Source organism: Thalassovita mangrovi (assembly GCF_009857745.1).
Taxonomy (GTDB): domain Bacteria; phylum Pseudomonadota; class Alphaproteobacteria; order Rhodobacterales; family Rhodobacteraceae; genus Thalassobius; species Thalassobius mangrovi.
Genome location: NZ_WWEN01000010.1, coordinates 147,540 through 173,028, shown reverse-complemented (window position 1 = coordinate 173,028; position 25,489 = coordinate 147,540). Strand labels below are relative to the sequence as shown.

The 25,489-nt window shown below is 59.9% G+C and carries 34 protein-coding genes; 31 read left to right on the top strand and 3 right to left on the bottom strand.

The features are described from left to right. The first annotated feature begins 311 nt into the window (after positions 1–311). The 10 genes from rpsJ to GR167_RS18775 all read left to right on the top strand — a co-directional run bounded on the left by rpsJ (position 312) and on the right by GR167_RS18775 (position 7,098). The gene (gene rpsJ / locus GR167_RS18820; protein ID WP_005621947.1) at positions 312–626 is read left to right on the top strand and encodes a 30S ribosomal protein S10; all 315 of its coding nucleotides are present in this window, start codon (positions 312–314) and stop codon (positions 624–626) included. Positions 627–644: 18 nt separating this feature from the next. Beyond that, entirely contained in the window at positions 645–1,370 is a 726-nt protein-coding gene (gene rplC, locus GR167_RS18815; protein ID WP_160975276.1) for a 50S ribosomal protein L3, read from the top strand. Then, positions 1,367–1,984 (top strand): 50S ribosomal protein L4, encoded by a 618-nt coding sequence (gene rplD / locus GR167_RS18810; protein ID WP_160975275.1) that lies wholly within the window; start codon positions 1,367–1,369, stop codon positions 1,982–1,984. The genes rplC and rplD overlap by 4 nt, the downstream gene beginning before the upstream one ends. Continuing rightward, entirely contained in the window at positions 1,981–2,277 is a 297-nt protein-coding gene (locus GR167_RS18805; RefSeq protein ID WP_160975274.1) for a 50S ribosomal protein L23, read from the top strand. Before rplD ends, GR167_RS18805 begins: the two co-directional genes overlap by 4 nt. Before the next feature lie 1,189 nt (positions 2,278–3,466). Then, positions 3,467–4,309: a 50S ribosomal protein L2 gene (gene rplB, locus GR167_RS18800; RefSeq protein WP_160975273.1), complete on the top strand. Its 843-nt coding sequence runs from the start codon at positions 3,467–3,469 to the stop codon at positions 4,307–4,309. A gap of 3 nt (positions 4,310–4,312) precedes the next feature. Continuing rightward, positions 4,313–4,591, top strand: a complete 279-nt coding sequence (gene rpsS / locus GR167_RS18795; protein ID WP_160975272.1) for a 30S ribosomal protein S19 — start codon at positions 4,313–4,315, stop codon at positions 4,589–4,591. A 3-nt stretch (positions 4,592–4,594) separates the two neighbouring features. Beyond that, positions 4,595–4,975 carry a 50S ribosomal protein L22 gene (rplV, locus tag GR167_RS18790; protein ID WP_160975271.1) on the top strand — a complete coding sequence of 127 codons (381 nt, stop codon included), beginning with the start codon at positions 4,595–4,597 and terminating at the stop codon, positions 4,973–4,975. Continuing rightward, the gene (gene rpsC, locus GR167_RS18785; protein ID WP_160975270.1) at positions 4,975–5,688 is read left to right on the top strand and encodes a 30S ribosomal protein S3; all 714 of its coding nucleotides are present in this window, start codon (positions 4,975–4,977) and stop codon (positions 5,686–5,688) included. Before rplV ends, rpsC begins: the two co-directional genes overlap by 1 nt. 13 nt (positions 5,689–5,701) lie before the next feature. Beyond that, the gene (gene rplP, locus GR167_RS18780) at positions 5,702–6,115 is read left to right on the top strand and encodes a 50S ribosomal protein L16 (RefSeq protein ID WP_160975269.1); all 414 of its coding nucleotides are present in this window, start codon (positions 5,702–5,704) and stop codon (positions 6,113–6,115) included. A 368-nt stretch (positions 6,116–6,483) separates the two neighbouring features. Further along, a complete protein-coding gene (locus GR167_RS18775) occupies positions 6,484–7,098 on the top strand; it encodes a DUF2026 family protein (protein ID WP_160975268.1) in 615 nt (204 codons plus the stop codon). A gap of 176 nt (positions 7,099–7,274) precedes the next feature. Here the strand turns inward: GR167_RS18775 and GR167_RS18770 are convergent, their stop codons facing one another. Both GR167_RS18770 and GR167_RS18765 read right to left on the bottom strand, forming a co-directional pair. After that, a complete protein-coding gene (locus GR167_RS18770; protein WP_160975267.1) occupies positions 7,275–7,898 on the bottom strand; it encodes a 2OG-Fe(II) oxygenase family protein in 624 nt (207 codons plus the stop codon). Positions 7,899–8,011: 113 nt separating this feature from the next. Beyond that, positions 8,012–9,664 carry a methyl-accepting chemotaxis protein gene (locus tag GR167_RS18765; protein WP_160975266.1) on the bottom strand — a complete coding sequence of 551 codons (1,653 nt, stop codon included), beginning with the start codon at positions 9,662–9,664 and terminating at the stop codon, positions 8,012–8,014. A gap of 503 nt (positions 9,665–10,167) precedes the next feature. On the opposite strand from GR167_RS18765, the gene rpmC reads away from it, so the two are divergent. The 11 genes from rpmC (at position 10,168) to rpmD (ending at position 14,454) form a co-directional block, all read left to right on the top strand. Next, positions 10,168–10,368, top strand: coding sequence for a 50S ribosomal protein L29 (gene rpmC / locus GR167_RS18760; RefSeq protein ID WP_160975265.1), 201 nt, complete (start codon positions 10,168–10,170; stop codon positions 10,366–10,368). Between the two features lie 11 nt (positions 10,369–10,379). Further along, positions 10,380–10,610: a 30S ribosomal protein S17 gene (gene rpsQ / locus GR167_RS18755; RefSeq protein ID WP_160975264.1), complete on the top strand. Its 231-nt coding sequence runs from the start codon at positions 10,380–10,382 to the stop codon at positions 10,608–10,610. A gap of 80 nt (positions 10,611–10,690) precedes the next feature. Further along, positions 10,691–11,059, top strand: a complete 369-nt coding sequence (gene rplN, locus GR167_RS18750; protein WP_009805806.1) for a 50S ribosomal protein L14 — start codon at positions 10,691–10,693, stop codon at positions 11,057–11,059. 1 nt (position 11,060) lies between these two features. Further along, on the top strand, positions 11,061–11,372 hold the full coding sequence (gene rplX / locus GR167_RS18745; RefSeq protein WP_160975263.1) for a 50S ribosomal protein L24: 312 nt from the start codon (positions 11,061–11,063) through the stop codon (positions 11,370–11,372). Continuing rightward, complete coding sequence (gene rplE, locus GR167_RS18740; protein WP_160975262.1) at positions 11,365–11,928, top strand: 50S ribosomal protein L5; 564 nt, start codon at positions 11,365–11,367, stop codon at positions 11,926–11,928. The genes rplX and rplE overlap by 8 nt, the downstream gene beginning before the upstream one ends. 17 nt (positions 11,929–11,945) lie before the next feature. After that, positions 11,946–12,251 (top strand): 30S ribosomal protein S14, encoded by a 306-nt coding sequence (gene rpsN / locus GR167_RS18735; RefSeq protein WP_160975261.1) that lies wholly within the window; start codon positions 11,946–11,948, stop codon positions 12,249–12,251. 13 nt (positions 12,252–12,264) lie between these two features. Further along, entirely contained in the window at positions 12,265–12,657 is a 393-nt protein-coding gene (rpsH, locus tag GR167_RS18730; protein ID WP_160975260.1) for a 30S ribosomal protein S8, read from the top strand. Positions 12,658–12,669: 12 nt separating this feature from the next. Next, the gene (gene rplF, locus GR167_RS18725) at positions 12,670–13,203 is read left to right on the top strand and encodes a 50S ribosomal protein L6 (protein WP_160975259.1); all 534 of its coding nucleotides are present in this window, start codon (positions 12,670–12,672) and stop codon (positions 13,201–13,203) included. Positions 13,204–13,214: 11 nt separating this feature from the next. Then, the gene (rplR, locus tag GR167_RS18720; RefSeq protein ID WP_160975258.1) at positions 13,215–13,574 is read left to right on the top strand and encodes a 50S ribosomal protein L18; all 360 of its coding nucleotides are present in this window, start codon (positions 13,215–13,217) and stop codon (positions 13,572–13,574) included. Positions 13,575–13,689: 115 nt separating this feature from the next. Continuing rightward, positions 13,690–14,253: a 30S ribosomal protein S5 gene (gene rpsE / locus GR167_RS18715; RefSeq protein ID WP_160975257.1), complete on the top strand. Its 564-nt coding sequence runs from the start codon at positions 13,690–13,692 to the stop codon at positions 14,251–14,253. Positions 14,254–14,265: 12 nt separating this feature from the next. Continuing rightward, entirely contained in the window at positions 14,266–14,454 is a 189-nt protein-coding gene (rpmD, locus tag GR167_RS18710) for a 50S ribosomal protein L30 (RefSeq protein WP_160975256.1), read from the top strand. Positions 14,455–14,573: 119 nt separating this feature from the next. Here the strand turns inward: rpmD and GR167_RS18705 are convergent, their stop codons facing one another. Next, positions 14,574–15,545, bottom strand: a complete 972-nt coding sequence (locus GR167_RS18705; RefSeq protein ID WP_235916041.1) for a glycosyl hydrolase — start codon at positions 15,543–15,545, stop codon at positions 14,574–14,576. Positions 15,546–15,904: 359 nt separating this feature from the next. Here GR167_RS18705 and GR167_RS18700 point away from each other — a divergent pair, with 359 nt between their 5' ends. The 10 genes from GR167_RS18700 (at position 15,905) to GR167_RS18655 (ending at position 25,446) form a co-directional block, all read left to right on the top strand. Next, positions 15,905–17,110: a PAS domain-containing sensor histidine kinase gene (locus GR167_RS18700; protein WP_160975255.1), complete on the top strand. Its 1,206-nt coding sequence runs from the start codon at positions 15,905–15,907 to the stop codon at positions 17,108–17,110. Positions 17,111–17,351: 241 nt separating this feature from the next. After that, the gene (locus GR167_RS18695; RefSeq protein WP_160975254.1) at positions 17,352–18,509 is read left to right on the top strand and encodes a sensor histidine kinase; all 1,158 of its coding nucleotides are present in this window, start codon (positions 17,352–17,354) and stop codon (positions 18,507–18,509) included. A gap of 182 nt (positions 18,510–18,691) precedes the next feature. Then, positions 18,692–19,150 carry a 50S ribosomal protein L15 gene (rplO, locus tag GR167_RS18690; protein WP_160975253.1) on the top strand — a complete coding sequence of 153 codons (459 nt, stop codon included), beginning with the start codon at positions 18,692–18,694 and terminating at the stop codon, positions 19,148–19,150. A 121-nt stretch (positions 19,151–19,271) separates the two neighbouring features. After that, complete coding sequence (gene secY, locus GR167_RS18685) at positions 19,272–20,633, top strand: preprotein translocase subunit SecY (RefSeq protein ID WP_160975252.1); 1,362 nt, start codon at positions 19,272–19,274, stop codon at positions 20,631–20,633. After that, a complete protein-coding gene (locus GR167_RS18680; protein ID WP_160975251.1) occupies positions 20,630–21,274 on the top strand; it encodes an adenylate kinase in 645 nt (214 codons plus the stop codon). Before secY ends, GR167_RS18680 begins: the two co-directional genes overlap by 4 nt. Positions 21,275–21,577: 303 nt before the next feature. Beyond that, entirely contained in the window at positions 21,578–21,946 is a 369-nt protein-coding gene (rpsM, locus tag GR167_RS18675) for a 30S ribosomal protein S13 (protein ID WP_160975250.1), read from the top strand. 15 nt (positions 21,947–21,961) lie between these two features. After that, a complete protein-coding gene (gene rpsK, locus GR167_RS18670) occupies positions 21,962–22,354 on the top strand; it encodes a 30S ribosomal protein S11 (RefSeq protein ID WP_136636924.1) in 393 nt (130 codons plus the stop codon). A 111-nt stretch (positions 22,355–22,465) separates the two neighbouring features. After that, the gene (locus tag GR167_RS18665; protein WP_160975249.1) at positions 22,466–23,482 is read left to right on the top strand and encodes a DNA-directed RNA polymerase subunit alpha; all 1,017 of its coding nucleotides are present in this window, start codon (positions 22,466–22,468) and stop codon (positions 23,480–23,482) included. 145 nt (positions 23,483–23,627) lie between these two features. Then, on the top strand, positions 23,628–24,047 hold the full coding sequence (gene rplQ / locus GR167_RS18660) for a 50S ribosomal protein L17 (protein ID WP_160975248.1): 420 nt from the start codon (positions 23,628–23,630) through the stop codon (positions 24,045–24,047). A gap of 334 nt (positions 24,048–24,381) precedes the next feature. Then, a complete protein-coding gene (locus GR167_RS18655) occupies positions 24,382–25,446 on the top strand; it encodes a 3-deoxy-7-phosphoheptulonate synthase (RefSeq protein WP_160975247.1) in 1,065 nt (354 codons plus the stop codon). Positions 25,447–25,489: the final 43 nt, after the last annotated feature.

Sequence of the window (25,489 nt, the reverse complement as noted above, 5' to 3'; positions counted from 1 at the left end):
AAAATCCTCGAGTGATCAACTCGCTGATCTGAATAGAGAAGGGCCGCCCAAGGGGCGGCCCTTTTTCGTTGCGGGGCGGGGGGCTGCGACAGGGAGACCGCCTCTCGTTGCGCTTAGGTGACGGCCTTTCCTGGCATTCCTGCACCATGGGCCAGATATCCCTTGCCACACCCCTGTTCCCCCTGTATGGAGCGCGGGTTCTCTACGTGAACGTCAAGGCGGGGTGATTCCCGCCTTTTGGGTTCGATGAGGGTGGGCGATGAGCGCCTGTCCTCCTCTCAACCCCAACGCCTGATAAAAAGGCTGATAAAATGCAAAGCCAAAATATTCGTATTCGGCTGAAGGCATTCGATTACCGGGTTCTGGACGCCAGCACCCAGGAAATCGTCAACACGGCGAAGCGCACCGGCGCTCAGGTCCGTGGCCCGATCCCGCTGCCGAACAAGATCGAGAAGTTCACCGTTCTGCGTGGGCCTCACGTCGACAAGAAATCCCGCGACCAGTTCGAGATCCGTACGCACAAGCGTCTGCTCGACATCGTTGATCCGACCCCCCAGACCGTGGACGCGCTGATGAAGCTCGACCTCGCCGCTGGCGTGGATGTCGAGATCAAGCTGCAGTCGTAAGATCGGAGGGTATGTAAGATGCGCTCTGGTGTTATCGCCAAGAAGGTGGGCATGACCCGCCTGTTCATGGAAGACGGCAAGCAGATCCCTGTGACCGTTCTTCAACTGGAAAACCTGCAGGTCGTTGACCAGCGCACCACCGAACGCGACGGGTACACCGCCGTTCAGCTGGGCGCGGGCAACGCGAAGGCAAAGCGGACCTCGCAAGCGATGCGCGGCCACTTCGCCAAGGCCAATGTCGCGCCCAAGCGCAAGCTGGCCGAATTCCGCGTGACCGAGGACAACCTGATCGAAATCGGCGCCGAGATCTCGGCCGAGCATTACGTCTCGGGCCAGAAGGTCGACATCGCCGGCACCACGATCGGTAAAGGCTTCGCCGGTGCCATGAAGCGGCACAACTTCGGCGGTCTGCGCGCCACGCACGGTGTGTCGATCAGCCACCGTTCGCACGGTTCGACCGGTCAGTGTCAGGACCCGGGCAAGGTGTTCAAGGGCAAGAAGATGGCAGGCCACATGGGTGCCGTCCGCGTGACCACGCAGAACCTGGAAGTCGTGAAAACCGATGCCGACCGTGGCCTGATCATGGTCAAGGGTGCGGTTCCCGGTTCCAAGGGCGGCTGGGTCACCATCAAAGACGCCGTGAAGAAGAAGCTGCCCGAGAACGTTCCGTTCCCGGCGGCCCTGAAATCGGCTGCAACCGAGGCGCCTGCCGCGGAAGCTCCTGCCGAAGGGGGTGAAGAATGAAACTTGATGTGATCAACCTGGACGGCGGCAAAGCCGGTTCGGTGGACCTGTCCGACGACCTGTTCGGCCTGGAACCCCGCGCTGACATCCTGCACCGTGTGGTCCGTTGGCAGCGCAACAACGCGCAGGCCGGCACCCACAAGGTGAAGACCCGCTCGGAAACCAGCTATTCGACCAAGAAGATCTATCGCCAGAAGGGCACCGGCGGCGCACGCCACGGTGACCGCAACGCGCCGATCTTCCGCAAAGGTGGTATCTACAAGGGCCCGACCCCGCGCAGCCACGGTCATGACCTGACTAAGAAGTTCCGCAAGCTGGGCCTGAAGCACGCACTGTCCGCCAAGGCGAAAGCCGGCGAACTGGTCGTGATCGAGAACGCCGAAGCCGAAGGCAAGACCGCAGCCCTGGCCAAGCAGGTGAAGAACCTGGGCTGGAAGCGCGCTCTGATCATCGACGGTGCCACCGTCAATGAAGGTTTCGCCCAAGCAGCCCGCAACATCGAAGGTCTGGATATCCTGCCGTCGATGGGCGCAAACGTCTATGACATCCTCAAGCGTGACACCCTGGTGATCACCAAAGCGGGTGTCGAAGCTCTGGAGGCTCGTCTGAAATGACCACCAAAGCAGAACTCTATGACGTGATCCGCAAGCCGATCATCACCGAGAAAGCCACCATGGCTTCGGAAAACGGTGCTGTCGTGTTTGAGGTCGCGATCGACGCCAACAAACCCCAGATCAAAGAGGCCGTCGAGTCTCTGTTCGGGGTCAAGGTGAAGGCGGTGAACACCACCATCACCAAAGGCAAGACCAAGCGCTTCCGGGGTACCCTGGGCAAGCGCAAGGACGTCAAGAAGGCCTATGTGACCCTCGAAGAGGGCAACACGATCGACGTGTCGACCGGCCTCTGATCGGATTGCCTGATCGAAGAAAAGAAAGCCCCCGCCGAAAGGCGGGGGTTTTTTGGTTTGATTCTATATTTTGGTTTGCGTCACCATCAAAGCTCATGCTTGGGTGGTAAGTTAAAAGATGTGACAGCTTTAAAGGTAATAACTTGCTATGGATATAGAGGGTACCGTTGTGTCTCGCATTTTGCTTTCAACGCCACTTTGGTTGGCTCTTGGTAGTATAGGCGCTGCAGGTTCCGTTATCCCGCCACTTGTCACGGGGAATGTTGGCCCATTAAGCCCTATTCCAATTCACACCCTAATTCTGCTCTTTACGACAATGCAGGGTGCCATCCTTATTCTACCTGTTCTTTTCTCGGTCCAATTTTTGATCCTGCAGAAGTGTAGGCACTTCCTAAAGATACAAGTTGGCTTCATTGTTGTGTTGTGGGTGCTAACGCCAATCTATTTTCTAGTGTCCTGGGGTTATGGGGTTGAATGGATGGGGCTCGGCCACACAAAATTGGTGTTTGCAGAGCATATTGTGGGGCTCAGTCTGCTATCTGTGCTCGTTGGCGTCGCAGCTTGGAAGCACTCGGTTGCAATCGGTAGTCTGTCAAATGTACTTTTGTTTTTCTTCTTCTTTTGGGGGGCGTTTCCAGTTTTAGGGGAGTTACCATAGCATTCGCTTTCATAAAGGTAGCTGGAAAAGGTTTGCTCCCCGGCGCATTTCAAAAACCTTCTTAGTATGTCAATTGAAACCGTGCCCGATACCTTGATTGAGTACCTCGCGCGAATAGCGGCCATCAGGCCACCGCGCATAGGCGACGCGCCCCGACGCGGCGGCGATTTGGGGAGGCTGGGTGCTTCGTTGATGGCGTTCACGGATGTGGCGGGATAAACTGCCCTCCACAGTGCCCGGATCACCACCGCGCGCGTCATGCCGGAGGCATGCTTCCAGCATGACGAGGCGCGGCTCCGTCCCGATAGGAAAAACGCCTTATTCCTATAGACTCCCCCCAACAACCCTGCTACATCGCCCCAATCTCGCGGCCTCGGATTCGTTCCGGGGCCCGTTGATTTTGGAATCTGGGACCTTCGGGGCCCTCTTAAGTTGGCCACCCTAGTAGGGCGTTTCCTTCGGAAACAACCGGGCGGGGGGCTATAACCAGGGTAGGCGCAGGCCTGCCTCACAAAACGGAAGACAGAAAGCATGGCACTCAAGTCGTATAAACCGACGACGCCGGGCCAGCGTGGGCTGGTTCTGATCGACCGTTCGGAGCTGTGGAAAGGGCGTCCGGTCAAATCCCTCACTGAGGGTCTGACCAAGAACGGCGGCCGCAACAACACCGGACGGATCACGATGCGCCGCAAGGGCGGCGGGGCAAAGCGCCTCTATCGTATCGTCGACTTCAAGCGTCGCAAATTCGATATCGCCGCCACCGTTGAGCGGATCGAATATGACCCCAACCGCACCGCGTTCATCGCGCTGATCAAATACGAAGACGGCGAGCAGGCCTATATCCTGGCCCCGCAGCGTCTGGCGGTTGGCGATCAGGTGATCGCATCGGCCAAGGCCGACATCAAACCGGGCAACACCATGCCGTTCTCGGGCATGCCGATCGGTACCATCGTTCACAACATCGAACTGAAGCCCGGCAAAGGCGGCCAGATCGCCCGCGCGGCAGGCACCTATGCCCAGTTCGTCGGTCGTGACGGCGGTTACGCCCAGATCCGCCTGAGCTCGGGCGAACTGCGCCTGGTGCGTCAGGAATGCCTGGCAACCGTGGGTGCCGTGTCGAACCCCGACAACAGCAACCAGAACTTCGGTAAAGCCGGCCGCATGCGCCACAAGGGCATCCGCCCGAGCGTCCGCGGTGTCGTCATGAACCCGATCGACCACCCCCATGGTGGTGGTGAGGGCCGGACTTCGGGTGGCCGTCACCCGGTTACCCCGTGGGGTAAACCGACCAAGGGTAAGCGTACCCGTAACACCAACAAGGCGTCGCAGAAGCTGATCATCCGCTCGCGTCACGCCAAGAAGAAGGGCCGCTAAGACATGGCACGTTCTGTTTGGAAAGGCCCCTTCGTGGATGCTTACGTGCTGAAAAAAGCCGAAGCAGCCCGTGAATCGGAGCGCAAAGAAGTCATCAAAATCTGGTCGCGTCGGTCGACGATCCTGCCCCAATTCGTGGGTCTGACCTTCGCCGTCTACAACGGCCAGAAGCACATTCCGGTCAACGTGACCGAGGACATGATCGGTCAGAAGTTCGGTGAATATTCGCCGACCCGTACCTACTACGGGCATGCGGCCGATAAAAAAGCGAAAAGGAAGTAAGCCATGGGCAAGGCAAAGAACCCCCGCCGCGTGGCCGAAAACGAAGCAATGGCCAAGGTCCGTATGCTTCGCACCAGCCCGCAGAAACTGAACCTGGTTGCCGGGATGATCCGCGGCAAGAAGGTCGACAAGGCTCTGAACGATCTGACCTTCTCGAAGAAGCGGATCGCGCAGGACGTCAAGAAATGCCTGCAGTCGGCCATCGCCAACGCCGAGAACAACCATAACCTGGACGTCGATGAACTGATCGTCGCCGAGGCTTATGTCGGCAAGAACCTGACCATGAAGCGCGGTCGTCCGCGCGCCCGTGGTCGTTTCGGCAAGATCGTCAAACCGTTCTCGGAACTGACCATCAAGGTGCGTCAAGTTGAGGAGCAAGCCTAATGGGTAACAAGACCAATCCGATCGGCATGCGCCTTCAGGTCAACCGCACCTGGGACAGCCGCTGGTACGCCGATACCAAGGATTACGGGGATCTTCTGATGGAAGACCTGAAAATCCGCGACTTCATCAAGGATGAATGCAAGCAGGCCGGCGTGGCCCGCGTGATCATCGAACGTCCGCACAAGAAGTGCCGTGTGACCATTCACACCGCGCGTCCGGGCGTGATCATCGGCAAAAAAGGCGCCGATATCGAAGTTCTGCGCAAGAAGCTGGCGAACATGACCGACAGCGAACTGCACCTGAACATCGTCGAAGTCCGCAAGCCGGAACTGGACGCTCAGCTGGTGGCGGAATCGATCGCCCAGCAGCTGGAACGCCGGGTTTCGTTCCGCCGCGCGATGAAGCGTTCGGTTCAGAACGCCATGCGCATGGGCGCCCTGGGCATCCGTGTGAACGTCGCCGGTCGTCTGGGCGGTGCAGAAATCGCACGTACCGAATGGTACCGCGAAGGCCGCGTGCCGCTGCACACCCTGCGTGCGGACATCGATTACGCCCACGCCGAAGCGTCGACGCCCTATGGCATCATCGGCATCAAGACCTGGATCTTCAAAGGCGAGATCATGGAACACGACCCGCAGGCTCGTGACCGTCGCCAGGCCGAGCTCCAGGATGGCCCTGCGCCCCGCGGTGCTGCACCGCGCGGCCGTCGTTAAGGAGTCCTGAGATATGCTTCAGCCAAAGCGTACTAAATTCCGCAAGATGCACAAAGGCCGGATCCACGGCCTGGCAAAAGGCGGAAGCGACCTGAACTTCGGCACCTATGGCCTCAAGGCCATCGAGCCGGAGCGGATCACCGCCCGTCAGATCGAAGCCGCACGTCGTGCCATGACCCGTCATATGAAGCGTCAGGGCCGCGTCTGGATCCGCATCTTCCCCGACCTGCCGGTCACCGCGAAACCGATCGAGGTTCGTATGGGTAAAGGTAAAGGTTCGGTGGACCGCTGGACCGCCAAGGTCAAGCCGGGCCGGATCATGTTCGAGATCGACGGCGTCGATGAAGACATCGCCCGCGAGGCCCTGCGCCTGGCCGCGATGAAGCTGCCGATCAAGACCCGCGTCGTCGTTCGCGAAGACTGGTAAGGTGGTGCCGGGCGAGAGCCCGGCCTACGGAAAAATCGAAACCCCCGCGCGAGTGATCGCGCGGGGGTTTTGTTGTTTGATGCTGCAAAGTAATAGGTGTCAGACTTTATGATCTCGGGATGCTTTATTTGGCACTAGATCAGAACAAGTGGAGCAATCTCGATTGAATTCGTCGGCAAAGGAAATCCTCCCGCCGCATTGCCTGCGACGATCTTGAGTTGGAGTTGTGAACTCCTTTCCCAGTTTTCTTAGGTAAGCTCACTATTCTTTAGAAGAAGCGCTGGTGTTGTGTGTGCGCACGCTGACTATGCTCATTCGCACGCGCCTACGATTCTTAGACAACAGAATTTCAAGCAAGGAGACGACTAATGCTTATTAAGATGAAGGAATATGAAAGAATTTTTCAGGTGGTGTCCGCGGTTGTTGAAAGCGAAGAGGGCAATTCCGCTCACGCCTGCATTCAATTCAGTCTCTTTGGTGCGAACATTCTTGTCGATCACTACGGGCTTGAAGCGAAAGTGAGATGTGGTTTAGCGACTTACTACCTAGGTGATGATGACCACGTACTCTGTTTTGGGGAAGAAACTGCTCAAGGAATAGCTGGGACGCAAAAGGGATTCCATTGCTGGGTAGAGGCAAATGGCTGGATTCTGGATTTCATGGCTCCAAAATTTGGCGACCTTATGAAAACGGAATTCACTGCGACACCGAGGATGTTCCAAAGAAAGAAATCTGAAATGAAGGAGCATCCAAATGACATGGCCAAAACTGGTGACTTCTTTCTTCATCATGACCAGGATTTGGCCGATGCCATATTAACACCAATATGCGAACATCTTGGGATGCAGGACTTGGCAGGTCTTTGTTCTCAATGGTTCAAGAAACCGCCAAAGAAGATTTTGCCTTCCGTCGCGACTATGGATCAGAATTGCAAAATACGACCGGTCAACCTCAAACCAGTCTTCATTAAAACAAAATGGTGATTGGCGCGGGGGCGAAGTTTGATCACGGCTAAATCAAAGAAAGCGGAAGCGTGGGGCTTCACCCCACCATGTTTTCGGCCGAAAAAGGTCGGGTTGATCGGTGGGGTGAAACCCCACCCTACATCTGAAACTATGCGTGCCGCCCGGTAACCATCCCGGGCGCGGCTCTCAGCGGCTCACTCGCCCCATTTGTAATTGAAGCTCACCGAAACCCGGTCTTCCTCGGCCATGTTCATCGGCACTTCGTGGCGCAGCCAGCTTTCCCACAGCAACACGTCGCCCACTTCGGGCTTCATGTAGATGAAGGTCTGCAAGTCGCGCCGCGCGTCCTTGCGGCGGGCCGGCGCCGCCATCATCCGGGCCGAACGGGGATCTTCGAGCTTCAGCGCGCTGGTGCCCTGCGGCATCGACACGTAGGTCGTGCCGGAAATCACCGAATGCGGGTGCAGGTGCGAGCTATGGGTGCCGCCCTCGGGCAGGATGTTGATCCACAGGTCTTCGAGCACCAGTTCCTTGTCGCCCAGATCGAATTCCAGGTCCTTGGCGAAGGCCGCGACGTGCTGGTCCAGCGACTTGATGACGTCGCCGAAGATCGGGAAGCGCCAGCCCAGGTCGGTCAGCGACGCATAGGAGGTGTAGCCGGGATAGCCGTTTTCCTCGCACCATTCCTGGCCGGCCTCGTCATCCTCGGCGATCGAGTAGCAGGAGGCTTCCAGTTCATCTGTATCGACGGCGGGCCCGAATTCATTCAGGCGGGCGCGATAGAGGCGGGTGACGAAGAGCGATTCAATCTGTGACATGCACCGGTCATAGCGCAGGACGGGGCCAAGGGGTAGGGGCCTCGCGGGGGCGCGACGAAAAACCCCCGCCGTGGGGAACGGCGGGGGTGATGCGGGTACAGGAGGGCAGGGGCTCAGCGGCCGCGCTGTTGCTTCACCGCGGTGAAGTCGACAGGTTCTTCCGCCGTGTCCCCGGTCAGGTCGAGGTCGATCAGCGTGCTCTCCTGCGCGGGCGCGCTGTCTTGCGGGTCGGCTCGAACGGCGTCGTCCTGGCTTGCGCCCTCCGCGGTTTCTTCCGCGTGGGATTCCAGCGTGAACTCGTCCATCGTCGCGCGCAGCGCCTGGGCCTGGGCGGCCAGTTCCTCGGCGGTGGCGGACATTTCCTCGGAGGCCGAGTTGTTGGCCTGGGTGATGCTGTCGAGCTCGGTGATGGCGCCGTTGATCTGGCCCATGCCGACCGAGATTTCGCTGTTGGCCTTGGCGATGTTGCTGACCAGCTGCGCGGTGCGTTCGATCTTGGGCACCAGCCGGTCCAGCATGTCGACCGCCTTTGCGGACACCGCGACGGTTTCCTTGGTCAGCGCCCCGATTTCGCCGGCGGCGTCCTGGCTGCGTTCGGCCAGTTTGCGCACCTCGGAGGCCACCACGCTGAAGCCGCGGCCGTGTTCGCCGGCGCGGGCGGCCTCGACCGCGGCGTTCAATGCCAGAAGGTCGGTCTGCCGCGCGATTTCCTGCACGATCTGGATGCGGCCGACGATGTTGTTGGTGTATTCCATCGCCGATTTGACCGCCGCGCCGCTTTGCCGGGCATCCTCGGCCGAGCTCAGCGCCATCTGTTCGGTTTCCTGCGTGGCGTCGGCGTTCTGTTCGACATTCGCGGTCATCTGTTCGACCGAGCTGGAGGCGTTTTCGGTCGCCGCGGCCTGGTTGGTCGCGGCCTCCTGCAGCTGTTCGGAGGTCTGCGCCATCTGCACCGCCCCGGCCGAAACGTTGCCGGCGCCGGAAGCGACCGAGGACACGATATCGCGCAGCCCGCCGACCATGCGGTTGAGGTTGTTCAGCAGGTCGCCGAATTCGCCCTTCTGCTTGTGCTCGATCGTCTTGCTCAGATCGCCATTGGCGACGTCATTGCTGAGCGAGATGGCCATGCGGAAACCGCGTTTGAGGGTCCGATTGGTGATCACCGCGCTCAGCAGGCTGATCACGAGAGCGGCGCCGATCAGGACGGCGATCATCAGCCAGGCCTGGTTGTAGATCGCCTCGGATTCTTCCAGCGCGGTTTCCATCTTGCTGGTCTGCGACGACGAAATCTCGTCGGTGGCGGCGATGATCTGGGCCTGGAAGGTCGATGCTTCTTCCAGATGCAACGATATCGTCATGTCGCTGCCGCCATAGCCGACGACTTCGACCACCTTGTCGATCGCCTCGTTCAGCTTGGCGTTCAGCGAGGAATAGTCGGCCAGAAACCCGACCATTTCGGCATCGGCGCTTTCAGAGGCGTCGTTGGTCAGCAGTTCCTGCTGAAAGCGCAGGGTGTCGATCTGATCCTTCAGTTCTTTGCGCTTGTTGTAGTTCTTGATCAGAATGTAGTCGCGGATGACGACCTGGGTTTCTTGTTGCAGCGTCGCAAGCGCATCGATGTCGCGCAAAATGGCGACGTTGCGGTCGACGATCTGCTGGCTGCGTTGTTTCACTTCGCCCAGCTGGTACAGCGCCATGGCGCCAACGCCGATGAACAGGGCGGACAGCAGGAGAAAGGTGAGAGAAAGGCGTAATCTGAGCGTCATTTTCTGGGGTCTTCTTGCAAGGGAAGGGGAAATTTCACTTGGGGCGGGGTCAATAGGGCAGGCGCGCCGAAAGGGCGGTCTGCGGAGGGGGCGACGGGGAAGAAGGTACTGAAGGATGCCACATGCCGTTGCGATGTCATTGGTTTCGGTCGAAAAGGTCTTCTCGGTCTATTTTTGAAGACGGCGGCGGCATTGCCGGTTTTATCCGGGTTCCGTGGCGGAAACCTGGTTTTGACGGAAATGGCAGCGTTCCTGACGCACCAAGGCGGGCGGCCAGGTCGTAAGAGCCTAATAAAGAGGCGGGAAGATTATCGCCTGAGCGCGCCACGCTTTGCGGTGAGGCCCCGAAAATATGGAAGTTTCCCTTGCCACCCGGGTATCCCACCTATATAGAGCGGCATCTCGCGGATTTCGGGTGACCGGGATTCGCGCGTTTGTTTTTGAATCCACCAGGCACAAGGTGACCTTCGGGGCCTTCTGGTGCAGTAGAAAAGGAAAAGGCGATGAACGCCAAGGAACTGAGTGAAAAGACTCCGGACCAGCTCCGCGAGGAACTGGCTTCGCTGAAGAAAGAAGCGTTTAACCTGCGCTTTCAACAGGCCACCGGTCAGCTGGAAAACACCGCACGCATGCGTCAGGTCCGCCGTGACGCCGCCCGTGTCAAAACCGTGTTGAACCAAAAAGCCCAAGCGGCTGCTGAATAAGGACCTGTCTGATGCCCAAACGTATTCTTCAAGGCACCGTCACCTCGAACGCCAACGCACAGACCGTGACCGTTCTGGTCGAGCGCCGCTTCACCCATCCGGTTCTGAAAAAAACCATTCGTAAGTCCAAGAAATACCGGGCTCACGACGAGAACAACCAATTCAACGTCGGTGACACCGTCCGTATCCAGGAATGTGCGCCGAAGTCGAAAACCAAGCGTTGGGAAGTGATCGCCTCCTGAGGCGAGAGCTTGCAAAGCTTTAATCGAAACCCTGGGGGAATGGGCAACTGCAAGCCCCCCCATAGGTCGGGAGAAACCAAATGATCCAGATGCAGACCAATCTGGATGTTGCTGATAACTCCGGCGCTCGCCGAGTTCAGTGCATCAAGGTTCTGGGTGGCTCGCACCGTCGCTACGCGTCGGTCGGCGACATCATCGTGGTGTCGGTCAAAGAAGCCATCCCGCGCGGCCGCGTGAAGAAAGGTGACGTCCGTAAGGCCGTCGTCGTGCGCACCGCCAAAGAAGTCCGTCGCGAAGACGGCACTTCGATCCGTTTTGACCGCAACGCCGCCGTTATCCTGAATAACGCAGGCGAGCCGGTCGGCACCCGTATCTTCGGACCGGTTGTTCGCGAACTTCGCGCGAAGAACTTCATGAAGATCATCTCGCTCGCCCCGGAGGTGCTGTAAGATGGCTGCCAAACTGAAAAAAGGCGACAAGGTCGTCGTGCTGGCCGGCAAGGACAAGGGCAAAGAAGGCGTGATCGCCTCCGTTGACCCGAAAGCCGGAAAAGCCGTGGTCGAAGGCATCAACATCGCCATCCGCCACACCCGCCAGACCCAGACCAGCCAAGGCGGCCGCCTGCCCAAGGCCATGCCGATCGCGCTGTCGAACCTGGCATTCCTGGACGCAAACGGCAAAGCAACCCGCGTCGGTTTCCGCATGGAAGGCGACAAGAAGGTGCGTTTCGCCAAGACCACGGGGGACGTGATCGATGCTTGATACCGCAAATTACACCCCGCGTCTGAAGACGCTCTATGTCGACACCATCCGGGCCGCTCTGAAAGAAGAGTTCGGGTACAAGAACGACATGCAGATCCCGCGTCTGGACAAGATCGTGCTCAACATCGGCTGCGGCGCAGAAGCTGTCAAAGACAGCAAGAAAGCCAAGTCGGCGACCGAGGACCTGTCGTTGATCGCCGGCCAGAAGGCCGTGACCACCGTCGCCAAGAATTCGATCGCGGGTTTCCGCGTCCGTGAAGGTATGCCGATGGGCGCGAAAGTGACCCTGCGCGGCGACCGCATGTACGAATTCCTGGACCGTCTGATCACCATCGCAATGCCCCGTATCCGCGACTTCCGCGGCGTGTCGGGCAAATCCTTCGATGGTCGTGGCAACTACGCCACCGGTCTGAAAGAGCACATCGTCTTCCCCGAGATCGATTTCGACAAGGTCGATGAAGTCTGGGGTATGGACATCGTGATCGCCACCACCGCGAACACCGACGCGGAAGCCAAGAGCCTGTTGAAAGCTTTCAACATGCCCTTCAACAGCTGACGCGGGGAGATAGAGTAATGGCTAAGAAATCCATGGTCGCACGCGAGAACAAGCGTCAGAAGCTGGTGGCACGTTACGCCGCCAAGCGCGCTGCTCTCAAAGAGATCATCAACGACAAAGACAAGCCGATGGAAGAGCGTTTCCGCGCTTCCCTGAAGCTTGCTGAACTGCCGCGCAACAGCTCGGCGACCCGTCTGCACAACCGCTGTCAGCTGACCGGCCGTCCCCACGCTTACTACCGTAAGCTCAAGGTCAGCCGTATCATGCTGCGGGAACTGGGCTCGTTTGGCCAGATCCCCGGTCTGGTGAAATCGAGCTGGTAAGGGAGAGAGTGATATGAACGATCCTATCGGCGATATGCTCACCCGTATCCGCAACGCTCAGATGCGCGGCAAGTCGGTCGTTACGACCCCGGCGTCGAAACTGCGCGGCTGGGTTCTGGATGTGCTGGCTGACGAAGGCTACATCCGCGGCTACGAAAAAGGCACCGATGCCAACGGTCACCCGACCCTTGAAATCAGCCTGAAATACTACGAAGGCACCCCTGTCATTCGCGAACTGAAGCGGGTTTCCAAGCCCGGTCGCCGCGTCTACATGGGCGTCAATGACATCCCCGTTGTCCGTCAGGGCCTGGGCGTGTCGATTGTCAGCACTCCGAAAGGTGTGATGTCGGACGCAAGCGCGCGCTCCAACAATGTTGGCGGCGAAGTGCTCTGCACCGTCTTCTAAGGAGGGTCTGCAATGTCTCGTATTGGTAAGAAACCGGTCGAACTGCCCAGCGGCGTCACCGCCACTGTGTCGGGTCAGACCATCGAAGTGAAGGGTCCGAAAGCGACCCAGAACTTCACCGCAACCGACGACGTCACCATCGCGGTCGAAGACAATGTCGTGACCGTGACCCCGCGTGGCAAGTCCAAGCGCGCCCGTCAGCAATGGGGCATGTCGCGCACCATCGTGGCCAACATGGTCAAGGGTGTGACGGAAGGCTTCAAGAAAGAGCTGGAAATCAACGGTGTGGGTTACCGGGCTCAGATGGCAGGCAACGTCCTGAAGCTGAACCTGGGCTATTCGCACGAAGTCAACTTCGAGGTGCCGAACGGCGTGACCGTGACCTGCCCGAAGCAGACCGAAATCGTTGTCGAAGGCGATGATCCGCAACTCGTCGGCCAGGTCGCGGCCAATATCCGCGAATGGCGTAAGCCGGAACCCTACAAGGGCAAGGGCATCAAGTACAAAGACGAGTACATCTTCCGCAAGGAAGGCAAGAAGAAGTAAGGACGAGCAAAATGGCAAACAGCAAACGGACCCTGTTCCTGAAGCGCCGTCTGCGCGTTCGGAACAAGCAGCGGAAAGTGAACGTCGGCAAGCTTCGCCTGTCGGTTCACCGCTCCAGCAAGAACATCAGCGTGCAGCTGATCGACGACGTTCAAGGCGTCACCCTGGCATCGGCCTCCTCGCTGGAGAAAGATCTGGGCGTGGTCGGCAAGAACAACGTCGAAGCGGCTGCAAAGGTGGGCGCGGCAATCGCCGAGCGTGCCAAGAAGGCCGGTGTCGAAGAATGCTACTTCGACCGTGGCGGCTTCCTGTTCCACGGCAAAGTGAAGGCTCTGGCCGACGCTGCGCGTGAAGGCGGGCTGAAGTTCTAATCAACCCTGCGGGGGACGTTCGCGTCCCCCCGATGATCCGGGCCGGTGCCACAAGCACCGCGCACTGGGATCGAGTTAAACGGCGCCGCAAGCGCCACCTTGAAAGGAATGCCTGATGGCAGAACGTGAAAACCGTCGGGGCCCGCGCCGCGAGCGCGAAGAAGCTCCCGAATTCGCAGATCGTCTGGTTGCGATCAACCGTGTGTCGAAAACCGTGAAAGGTGGTAAGCGCTTCGGCTTCGCCGCTCTCGTGGTTGTCGGCGATCAGAAAGGCCGCGTCGGCTTCGGCAAAGGTAAAGCGAAAGAGGTCCCCGAGGCCATCCGCAAAGCCACCGAGCAAGCCAAGCGCCAGATGATCCGCGTGGCGCTGAAAGAGGGCCGCACCCTGCACCACGACATGGAAGGCCGTCACGGCGCCGGTAAGGTCGTCATGCGCACCGCTCCGGAAGGTACCGGTATCATCGCCGGTGGTCCGATGCGTGCCGTGTTCGAAATGCTGGGCGTGAAGGACGTTGTGTCGAAGTCGATCGGCTCGCAGAACCCCTACAACATGATCCGCGCCACGCTGGACGGCCTCAAGAAAGAAGCCAGCCCGCGTTCGGTCGCTGCCCGCCGCGGCAAGAAAGTTGCTGACATCCTGCGCAAGGAAGAAGCAGCTGCCCCGGCAGAAGAAGCATAAGGAGAGCGACCCATGGCTAAAACCATCGTTGTGAAGCAGATCGGCTCGCCGATCCGTCGCCCCGCCGTTCAGCGTGAGACCCTGATCGGTCTGGGCCTGAACAAGATGCACAAGACCCGGGAACTGGAAGACACGCCGTCGGTACGCGGCATGGTCAACAAGATCCCGCACCTGGTCGAAATCATCGAAGAGCGCGACTAAGTCGAAAGCGGTGCCGGGCAGATGCCCGGCCTACCCGAAAAGAAACACCCCCGGTCAGGAATGGCCGGGGGTGTTTTCGTATGTCAGGGCGATATGCCGGTGGTGGGGCGCGCTTCGGATCAGCGGGTTTCCTTGCTGAAACGTTTTTTCTGAACCGCGGGTAGGGACAGGGTGGGCGCGGTGTTCAGGCGGGTCGCGGTTTGCGGCGTCGTTTCCCGCGTCCCGGCGGCCACCCGGCTGCCGCCCAGCCGGGTCAGCACCTTGTCGAAGGCCAGGCCCACGGGCGTCGGGTTCAGGTTCTTGTCCACCAGGTTGATGCGCGGCGCCTGACCGTTCCAGGGATAGGGATTGGCGGCGAACCAGGCGTGACGTTCGACGAAGGGCAGGGTTTCCATCATGGCGATGGCGCTTTCGGCGAATTTGGCATTCTGTTCATAGGTGACGGCGCCGGGGCGGGCCCAGTCGATCATGGCGAATTCGGTCACCCAGATCGGCCGGCCATAGGCGCTGTGTACCGCCTGCAGCCAGTTTCGGAAGGCCGCGACATCGCCGTTTGTCGAATAGTAATGCACCGCCATGAAATCGACGCGCAGCCCGCGGCGATCGGCCTCGGCCATGAAGCGCTGTTGCCAGGATCCGCGCCCCAGGGTTTCGTCCTGCGTGGTGGCCGGGCTGCCAAGGCGCAGGCCGCGTTTTTCCAGCTTGGGCCACAGCGCGATGGCTTTGTCGACCGAAAGGCCGGCCTGGTGGCTGCCATTGTTGCGGTCGGGTTCGTTGAAGCCCAGCAGCGCCTTGGCGCGGCGCGTCGACACGATGCTCTTGTTGACGTCGCCGGCATTGTGGATCATCGGCACGAATTCGACGGTGCGCGATACGCCGCCCTTGTGCCACATCTGATCGGGGCGCCAGTTGTAATACCATTCGAGCCCGGGACGGTCTTCGATCCATTCCAGCGTGGTGTTGCGGGAATTTTCCCACGCCCCCACCCCCGCTTTTTGCGCCATTGCCGTTTGAGTCAGGAACAGGGTGGCCATGAGGTAAAGCAGGATGCGGATCATGTGATTTCTCTCCGGGTGGTCGGGGCGAGACATGGGTTCAAGAACGGTTGTGTACGGGGGAAATTGAGCAAAAATTGGGCCATCCCGCGTTCATTTGGCGAAAATCGGCCTGTGTGACGGAAAACCGTCAATCCGGGGGGTTGGCGTGATTCGGGCGGCGCGCGGGCCGGGCCTTCGCCCGCCGATGAGACGGATCGCGCCGTTTCCACGCCGGGTGGAGGGGCGCGCCGCGTCTGGCCGCTCTGGGTTGTTCCGCGGCGTCAGCACTGGGGGGAACAGCGCTGAAAAGGCCCGATTGCGCTGGTTCACATGGCGAAAAGCGCTGGAACAGGTTTGGGAAACCTTTATTTTGGATGCTTCTTATTTTGCACCCATCAGTCGAAGGTAGTGAGTTGGTAAACCATCAGCTGGAACTCGATGAAATCGAAAAGGTGGCAAGCCAGATCGGCTTCGCGTCCCCGAACGGGATCGTCATCGTGGACGATACCGGCGCCATCGTGTGGACCAACGAAGCGCTGGAACTCACCTTCGGTTACAGTGCCGGGGAACTGATCGGCCAACCGATCGAATGCCTGGTGCCGGACGATGTGAAGGACCGCCACGTCAAGATGCGCGACGGCTTCATCCGCAAGCCGTCGAAACGCGCGATGGGCGGCACCCTGGTGCTATTCGGGCAGCATAAGGAGGGCCGCCAGATCCCGATCGAGGTCGGGTTGGGCAGCCTGGAAAGCACCGACCACGTGTTCACGGTTGCCTTTGTCGTCGACGTGACCGCCCGTTATATCCGGGAAAAGGAGCTGGAGATTTATCGCCACAACCTGGAACAGGTGGTCAGCGAAAGAACCGAGGAGCTGAGCCTGGCGCTGCGTTCAACCCAGGCCAATGTGAAGCTTCTGCAGGATATGCTGTCCTCCTTCAGCCATGAATTCAGGACGCCACTGAGCATCATGATCGGCTATGCCGAGATCATGAAGTCGATGATGGACGAAAACATCTTCCGCGCCAGCAGCACGATGATGGCTTATCCCGACCTGATGCTGAACGCGGGGAACAAGCTGGTCGGGCTGGTGGACAAGGTGTCGAAGATGACGGTGGTGTCCGCCGGGAAGGTCGCGGCGGATGCCGCGCCGATCGATCTGAACGTGGTGGTGTCCAAGGCGCATGAACGCTGTTGCATGCTGCTGCGCGGGACGATCCCGTGCTGCGAGGTCAGCCTCGATGAGGCGCCCTTGGTGCTGGGGGACGAAGAACTGCTTTTGCAGACCCTGGAACTGCTGTTCGAAAACGCGGCGAAATATGCAGGGGGCAACTGCACCTTGCGCGTATCCGCAGAAAAAAGGGCCAAGATCTGCCGCCTGCTGATCGATGACGACGGGGCGGGGCTGCAGGAAACCGACTATCAGAAAGCCTTTGAGCCGTTCGAGCGGTTGCAGCAGAAACACGGCCACATTTCCGGGGCCGGACTGGGGCTGACCCTTGCGCAGGCCTATATGCATTCCATGGGCGGCGGTATCGGGATGGAAAGTTCGCCGCAGGGTGGGTTGCGGGTCTGGCTGGAATTGCCGCTGGCCAAGCCGCAGGCAAACGAAGCGGGATGAAAATATGGGCCATGTTCGGGCCCATCGGCAAGCGTTGCCATACTAACCCACATTCGAAATACAGCTTTCACATTCAATAAAAATGATGCTTGCTTTGGCGTAAGTATTCTAGCCACAGTTTTGTCAATCGGGAAATTTTTACATGTCGATGCTTTCGGAGCATAAGTCTGAACCTGGTGCCCTCCGGGCGGGGGAAAAGGAAAGCGGCGGGGCGAGGCTTGATGTCTTGCAATGCCTGACCGTGGAGCAGTCTCCGAACGGTATCATCATCATCGACACGGACGGCATCATCGTCTGGGCGAACCAGACGCTCAGTTCCATGTTCGGCTATGAGACCGGCGAACTGGTGGGCGAACCGCTGGAAACGCTGCTGCCGGAGAATCTGCGCGAACGGCATGTGGGGCTGCGCAAAGGGTTCCAGGCGGCACCGAAAAGCCGGCCGATGGGCGGCAACCAGGTCCTGTTCGGGCATCACAAGGACGGTCAGGACGTCCCGATTGAAATCGGGCTGAACCAGATCCAGGACCGGGGCAAGGCCTATAGCATCGCCTATGTGTCCGACATCACCGAGCGCCTGACTCAGAAGAACGAATTGCAAAAGCACCGCCGCAACCTCAAGGAACTCGAAATCCAGCATCGCAATCTCGAAGAGCTGGTGCGTGAGAGGACCGAGGACCTGCGGCTGGCGCTGCAGTCGACGCAATCGAATGTGCAGCTGCTCAACAACGTCTTGTCGACGCTCAGCCATGAAATCCGTACGCCGCTCAACACGATCATCGGCTATGCCGAACTGCTTGAATTGCTCGATGGCGACGACCGCGAGGAATCCAGCCGCAAGGGCAGGGAATATGCGCGCTATATCCTCGATGCCGGGGTCAATCTGATCAGTCTGACCCAGAAGGCCACCAACATGACGATGGTGTCGACCGGCAAGGTGGCTTCGTCGATTGAAAATATTGATCTGCATGACGTTCTGGAAAGCGCCCGCAAGCGCAACGAACGGATGCATTCGGGATGTTCGCTCAGGTATCAGCTGCAGGTCCCGGACGATCTGAAACTGCGCGGCAGCAGCAATCTGATGATCCGGGCGATGGCGCTGGTGTTCGAAAACGCCGCCAAATATGCCGGCAAGGGTTGCGAAGTGCGGGTGTCGGCGGTGATGAACGGCGATATGTGCCGCATCCTGGTGGATGATAACGGCCCGGGGCTCGAAGGCCCCGATCTGACCCGGGTGTTCGAACCGTTCGAACGCCTGACGCACCAGCATGGCGAAATTTCCGGCGCCGGGCTGGGCCTGACGCTGGCGCGGGCCTATGTGGACGCGATGGGCGGCCGGATCGGGATGGAAAAATCGCCCGAGGGCGGGGCGCGGGTCTGGATCGAGCTGCCGACGGCCTGATCCCCCGGCGATGAACGCGATTGTGAACGCGGCACGGCCGCCGTTCCGCGCCGCTATTGCAATGAGCGTGGCTTGGGTCTATACGCCCCCGGTGGCCTTGCGGGCCACAGAATCAACAATCAAGAAAAGCCGCGTTTGACCCTATAACGCTTCGGGGGTCACATCCGGCAAGGAGAAGCGATATGAAACTCAACGAACTGCGCGACAATCCCGGCGCATCGAAAAAACGCACCCGCGTTGCCCGTGGCCCCGGTTCGGGCAAGGGTAAGATGGGTGGCCGTGGTATCAAGGGTCAGAAATCCCGTTCGGGCGTGTCGATCAACGGCTACGAAGGCGGCCAGATGCCGCTCTACCAGCGCCTTCCCAAGCGCGGCTTCAACGTTCCGAACCCCAAGAAATACGCTGTTGTGAACCTGGGCATCCTGGCCAAGTTCATCGACGCCGGCAAGATCGACGTCAAAGCGCCGATCACCGAGGACGTGCTGGTCGAAAGCGGCCTGGTGCGCCGCAAGCTGGACGGCGTTCGCATCCTGGCCAAAGGCGAATTCAGCGCCAAGGTCGATCTGGACGTGACCGGCGCATCGAAAGCAGCCATCGAGGTTGTTGAAAAAGCAGGCGGCTCGCTGAAGGTCAAAGCGTAAGCGACAGCTTAACGGGTTGTGAGCGGCGCCTGAGCCGCTTACATAGAACCCAGTTTTCCTAAGAACGCCGCCTGAGCTGGAAAACGCTCTGGGCGGCGTTGTCATATAAGAGAGACCACGCATGGTATCTGCAGTCGAACAAATGGCCGCGAACACGAGCTGGGCCGCCCTTGGAAAGGCGACCGAGCTGCGCAGCCGGATCCTGTTCACCCTGGGCCTTCTGATCGTCTATCGCCTTGGCACCTTCATCCCGGTTCCCGGGATCGACGGCACGGCGCTGCGCGACTTCATGGAAGGCGCGGCCGCCGGTTTGGGCGGTATCCTGTCGATGTTTACTGGCGGCGCGTTGGGCCGGATGGGCATTTTCGCCCTGGGCATCATGCCTTACATCTCGGCCTCGATCATCGTGCAGCTCCTGACCTCGATGGTGCCCTCGATGGAGCAGCTGAAGAAGGAAGGCGATCAGGGCCGCAAGAAGATCAACCAATACACCCGTTACGGCACGGTGGCGCTGGCCACGCTGCAGGCTTACGGCCTGGCGGCATCGCTGGAAGCGGGCGACCTGGTCACCGATCCGGGCCTGTTCTTCCGCGCCTCCTGCGTCGTCACCCTGGTGGGCGGTACCATGTTCCTGATGTGGCTGGGTGAACAGATCACCAACCGCGGCATCGGCAACGGTATTTCGCTGATCATCTTCGTCGGCATCATCGCCGAGGTTCCCGCCGCGCTGGCGCAGTTCCTCAGCCAGGGCCGTTCGGGCGCTGTCAGTCCTGCCGTGATCATCGGCGTGCTGCTGATGGTGATCGCCGTGATCGCCTTCGTGGTGTTCATGGAGCGCGCCCTGCGCAAGATCCACATCCAGTACCCGCGCCGCCAGGTCGGCATGAAGGTCTATGACGGCGGTTCCAGCCACCTGCCGATCAAGGTCAACCCGGCCGGCGTGATCCCGGCGATCTTCGCCAGCTCGCTGCTGCTGCTGCCGACCACGATCAGCACCTTCTCGGGCAGCCAGACCGGTCCGATCATGTCGACCCTGCTGGCCTATTTCGGCCCCGGTCAGCCGCTTTACCTGGCCTTCTTCACCGGGATGATCGTGTTCTTCGCCTATTTCTATACGTTCAACGTCTCGTTCAAACCCGATGACGTGGCCGACAACCTGAAGAACCAGAACGGTTTCGTCCCCGGCATCCGCCCCGGCAAGAAGACCGCCGAATACCTGGAATACGTCACCAACCGCATCCTGGTTCTGGGGTCGCTTTATCTTGCGGCAGTTTGTCTCCTGCCCGAGATTCTGCGTAGCCAACTGGCCATCCCCTTCTATTTTGGCGGCACTTCGGTGCTGATCGTCGTATCCGTGACCATGGACACGATCCAACAGGTGCAAAGCCATCTGCTGGCGCACCAGTACGAGGGGCTGATCGAAAAATCGCAGCTTCGCGGTAAAGGGAAGAAACGCGCAAGGAAGGGACCCGCACGTCGATGAATATTATTCTGCTTGGACCGCCCGGAGCGGGCAAAGGAACGCAAGCCCGCTATCTGGTGGATACCCGCAACATGATCCAGCTTTCGACCGGCGACATGCTGCGCGAAGCCAAGGACAGCGGCACCGAGATGGGCAAGGTCGTGGCTGACGTCATGGCGCGCGGCGATCTGGTCACCGACGAGATCGTGATCGGCCTGATCCGCGAGAAGCTGGAAGGCGACAAGGCCGGCGGTTTCATCTTCGACGGTTTCCCCCGCACCCTGGCACAGGCAGACGCACTGGCCGAGCTGCTGGAAGAGAAGGGCGAAACGCTCGACGCGGTGATCGAGATGCAGGTGGACGATGCCGCGCTGGTGTCGCGTATCACCGGCCGCTCGACCTGCGGCGATTGCGGCGAGGTCTATCACGACCAGACCAAGCCCTGGCCGGCGGATGGCAAATGTTCGGTTTGCGGCGGCACCAACCAGAAGCGTCGGGCCGACGACAACGAGGACAGCCTCAAGCAGCGCCTGATGGAATATTACAAGAAGACCTCGCCGCTGATCGGCTACTACTATGCCAAGGGTCAGCTGAGCTCGGTTGACGGGTTGGGCGAAATCGACGGCGTGCGCGCGGCGATTGCAGGCATCCTGGACGCCTGAGCCTGACGGCTTGCGAAATTTCAGACGGCGGTGCCCCGACGGGCGCCGCCGTTTGTTTTCCAGCAAAGGCCAGGGCCGCTGCCGGAGCCTGTGAAAAACCATCGGGAGGGAGGGGGCTTGACGATGCCGGAAAATCCCCATACGTACCGAAATCTCTGTTAGAGAATCATTTTTGTGATGCGGGTCGCACCCGCCTTACAGATCACCTGGATCAGCTGCGGCCCGAAGCGGGAAAAGCTTCGGGCTTACGTTGTGAAAAAAGGTTCTGGAGTTACGGAACCGCAACGAAAAGGAAAGTTAGACGTGGCACGTATCGCCGGCGTAAACATCCCGACTGCAAAACGGGTCCCCATCGCCCTCACCTACATCACCGGTATTGGCCCTGCATCGGCCAAAGCCATCTGCGAAGCCGTGAACATCGAATCGACTCGTCGTGTGAACGAACTGTCGGACGCCGAAGTTCTGGCCATCCGCGAACATATCGACGCGAACTACACCGTTGAAGGTGACCTGCGTCGTGAAGTTCAGATGAACATCAAGCGCCTGATGGACCTTGGCTGCTACCGCGGCCTGCGCCATCGCCGCAATCTCCCCGTACGCGGTCAGCGTACCCACACCAACGCTCGTACCCGCAAAGGCCCCGCAAAGGCCATCGCCGGTAAGAAGAAGTAAGGGAGATAGCTACCAATGGCACGTGATACCCGTCGTGGGGGCAAGAAAAAGGTCTCCAAGAACATCGCAGCTGGCGTCGCACATGTGAACTCCAGCTTCAACAACACCAAAATCCTGATCTCTGACGTGCAGGGCAACGCCATTTCGTGGTCGTCTGCCGGCACCATGGGCTTCAAGGGTTCGCGCAAATCGACCCCTTACGCAGCTCAGATGGCAGCTGAAGACGCTGGCAAGAAAGCTCAGGAACACGGTGTGAAAACCCTGGAAGTCGAAGTTCAGGGCCCCGGTTCGGGCCGTGAGTCGGCACTGCGCGCGCTGGCCGCAGTCGGTTTCAACATCACCTCGATCCGTGATGTGACCCCGATCGCGCACAACGGCTGCCGCCCGCCGAAACGCCGCCGGGTCTAAGTACATCTTTATCAGCTGGGGTCATGCATTCGCATGGCCCCAGTCCGTCATTTTTAAACCTCGGGCGTCTTGCCCTTTGGACATGGGGGCAGGACAGGAATGGAGGGACGCATGATCCACAAGAACTGGGCAGAATTGATCAAGCCGACCCAGCTTGACGTAAAGCCGGGCAATGACCCGAGCCGTCAGGCTGCGCTGGTTGCCGAACCGCTGGAACGCGGCTTTGGCCTGACGCTCGGCAACGCGCTGCGCCGCGTGCTGATGAGCTCGCTGCAGGGTGCAGCCATCACCAGCGTTCAGATCGACAACGTTCTGCACGAATTCTCCTCGGTCGCCGGTGTGCGCGAGGACGTGACCGACATCGTCCTGAACCTGAAGGGCGTGTCGCTGCGGATGGAAGTCGAAGGGCCCAAGCGCCTGTCGATCAACGCCAAGGGTCCGTCGGTCGTCACCGCGGGCGACATCAGCGACAGCGCTGGCATCGAGATCCTGAACAAGGATCACGTGATCTGCCACCTGGACGAAGGCGCCGACCTGTACATGGAACTGACCGTCAACACCGGTAAGGGCTATGTTCCGGCAGACCGCAACAAGCCGGAAGACGCACCCATCGGCCTGATGCCGATCGACGCGATCTATTCGCCGGTCAAGAAAGTCAGCTACGACGTGCAGCCGACCCGTGAAGGTCAGGTTCTGGACTATGACAAGCTGACCATGAAGATCGAAACCGACGGGTCGGTCACCCCCGAGGACGCCATCGCTTACGCGGCGCGCATCCTGCAGGACCAGCTGACCATCTTCGTCAACTTCGAAGAACCCGAAGCGGCTGGCCGCGAAGCGGAAGACGACGGGCTGGAATTCAACCCGCTGCTGCTGAAGAAAGTCGACGAGCTGGAACTGTCGGTCCGTTCGGCAAACTGCCTGAAGAACGACAACATCGTCTATATCGGCGACCTGATCCAGAAAACCGAAGCCGAGATGCTGCGCACCCCGAACTTCGGCCGCAAGTCGCTGAACGAGATCAAGGAAGTGCTTTCGGGCATGGGCCTGCACCTGGGCATGGATGTCGAGGACTGGCCGCCGGACAACATCGAAGATCTGGCGAAGAAGTTCGAAGACGCCTTCTGATCGAAGACATACGGGGCGGCCGCTCAGGTCGCCCCGGTTACAAATGCCCGGGATGCCGGGGAATACATGGGCGAACGCCCCAAGGAGAGCCGGTGACACGCATCGCCGGTCAGACAAAGCAAAACGCGAATTTAGGAGATAGAAAATGCGTCACGCTCGTGGTTACCGCCGCCTGAACCGTACTCATGAACACCGTAAGGCCCTGTGGGCCAACATGGCCGGTTCGCTGATCGAACACGAACAGATCAAGACCACCCTGCCGAAAGCCAAGGAACTGCGTCCGATCGTTGAAAAACTGATCACGCTGGCCAAGCGCGGCGATCTGCACGCCCGCCGTCAGGCCGCTGCTCAGCTGAAGCAGGACGCCTATGTTGAGAAGCTGTTCGAAGTTCTGGGCCCGCGCTACAAGGAACGTCAGGGTGGCTACATCCGCGTCCTGAAGGCCGGCTTCCGCTATGGCGACATGGCACCGATGGCGATCATCGAATTCGTCGATCGCGACGTTTCGGCCAAAGGCGCCGCCGACAAGGCCCGCCTGGAAGCAGAAGAAGCTGCCGAAGACTAAGATTTCCGGTCATCCGACCAGATTTGAGCCCCCGCCATCGGCGGGGGCTTTTCTTTTCCGGCCCAAGGGTCGTACGGAACCGACCAAGGCGACCTCTCGCCCGCTCACGTTGCTTTTACATTTTGCAGGGTGACAGGGGGGCGAATCTTCGCTAGCCTCCGCCGCATGACCCAAAACTACGCCGCAATCTGGTTTTATTTTTATCCGAGCCAACAGGCGGTCGGATGGGTCAACGCGTTCTGAAATAGGATCAGACAGCAGACATCACACCAACCGCCCCAGCTGGGCGGTTTTTTCATGTCCGCCCGGGGCCCCCAACAAGGAACCCCAGACCATGACAACCGAAAATCTGCGTATCGCCTCCATGCAGGAACTGATTTCATCCCAAGACCTTTCCGCGCACCTGCCGGGCACGGACCTGACCGAACGAACGGTCAAACAATCGCGCAGCGCGATCCAGAAGGTGCTGACCGGTATCGACGACCGCCTGATCGTCGTCGTCGGTCCCTGTTCGATCCACGATCCCAAGGCCGCGCTGGAGTATGCCGCGCGGCTGAAACCGCTGCGCGATCAGCTGTCGGGGGCCCTGGAAATCGTGATGCGGGTCTATTTCGAAAAACCCCGCACCATCAGCGGCTGGAAGGGGCTGATCAACGATCCGATGCTGGACGGGTCGTTCCGGATCAATGACGGGCTGCGGATCGCGCGGCAGTTGCTTCTGGATATCAACGCGATGGGGCTGCCGGTGGGGACCGAATTCCTCGACACCACGGTGCCGCAATACATTTCCGACCTGATCGCCTGGGCCGCCATCGGGGCGCGCACCACCGAAAGCCAGATTCACCGCGAAATGGCCTCGGGCCTGTCCTGCCCGGTCGGGTTCAAGAACGGCACCAGGGGCAATGCGCAGATCGCCATCGACGCGGTGCGTTCGGCGGCGCGGCCGCATCATTTCATGGCGGTGGCCAAGAACGGCCGCGCGGCGATCGCGGAAACCGCGGGCAATCCCGATTGCCACATCATCCTGCGCGGCGGGACGGAACCGAACTACGACGCGGGGTCGGTCGATGCGGTGTGCCGCAAGGCGCAGGCAGACGGTATCCGCCCGCAGGTGATGATCGACGCCAGCCACGCCAACAGCGGCAAGGACCCGATGAAACAGCCCGTGGTGCTGGAAGACGTGGCCGGGCAGGTGGCGGCGGGCGACGGTCGAATCACCGGCGTGATGATCGAAAGCCACCTGGTCGCCGGGCGGCAGGACCTGGGCGTGGCGCCGCTGGTCTATGGCCAATCCATCACCGATGGTTGCCTGGGCTGGGACGACACGGCGCAGGTGCTGCAACAACTGGCGCAGGCGGTGGAACGCCGCCGGGCGGCAAGCACCCGCCTGACCGGGTGAACCGGAAGAGTCCCCTCGCGCTGATGTGCGGGGGGACCCGCTT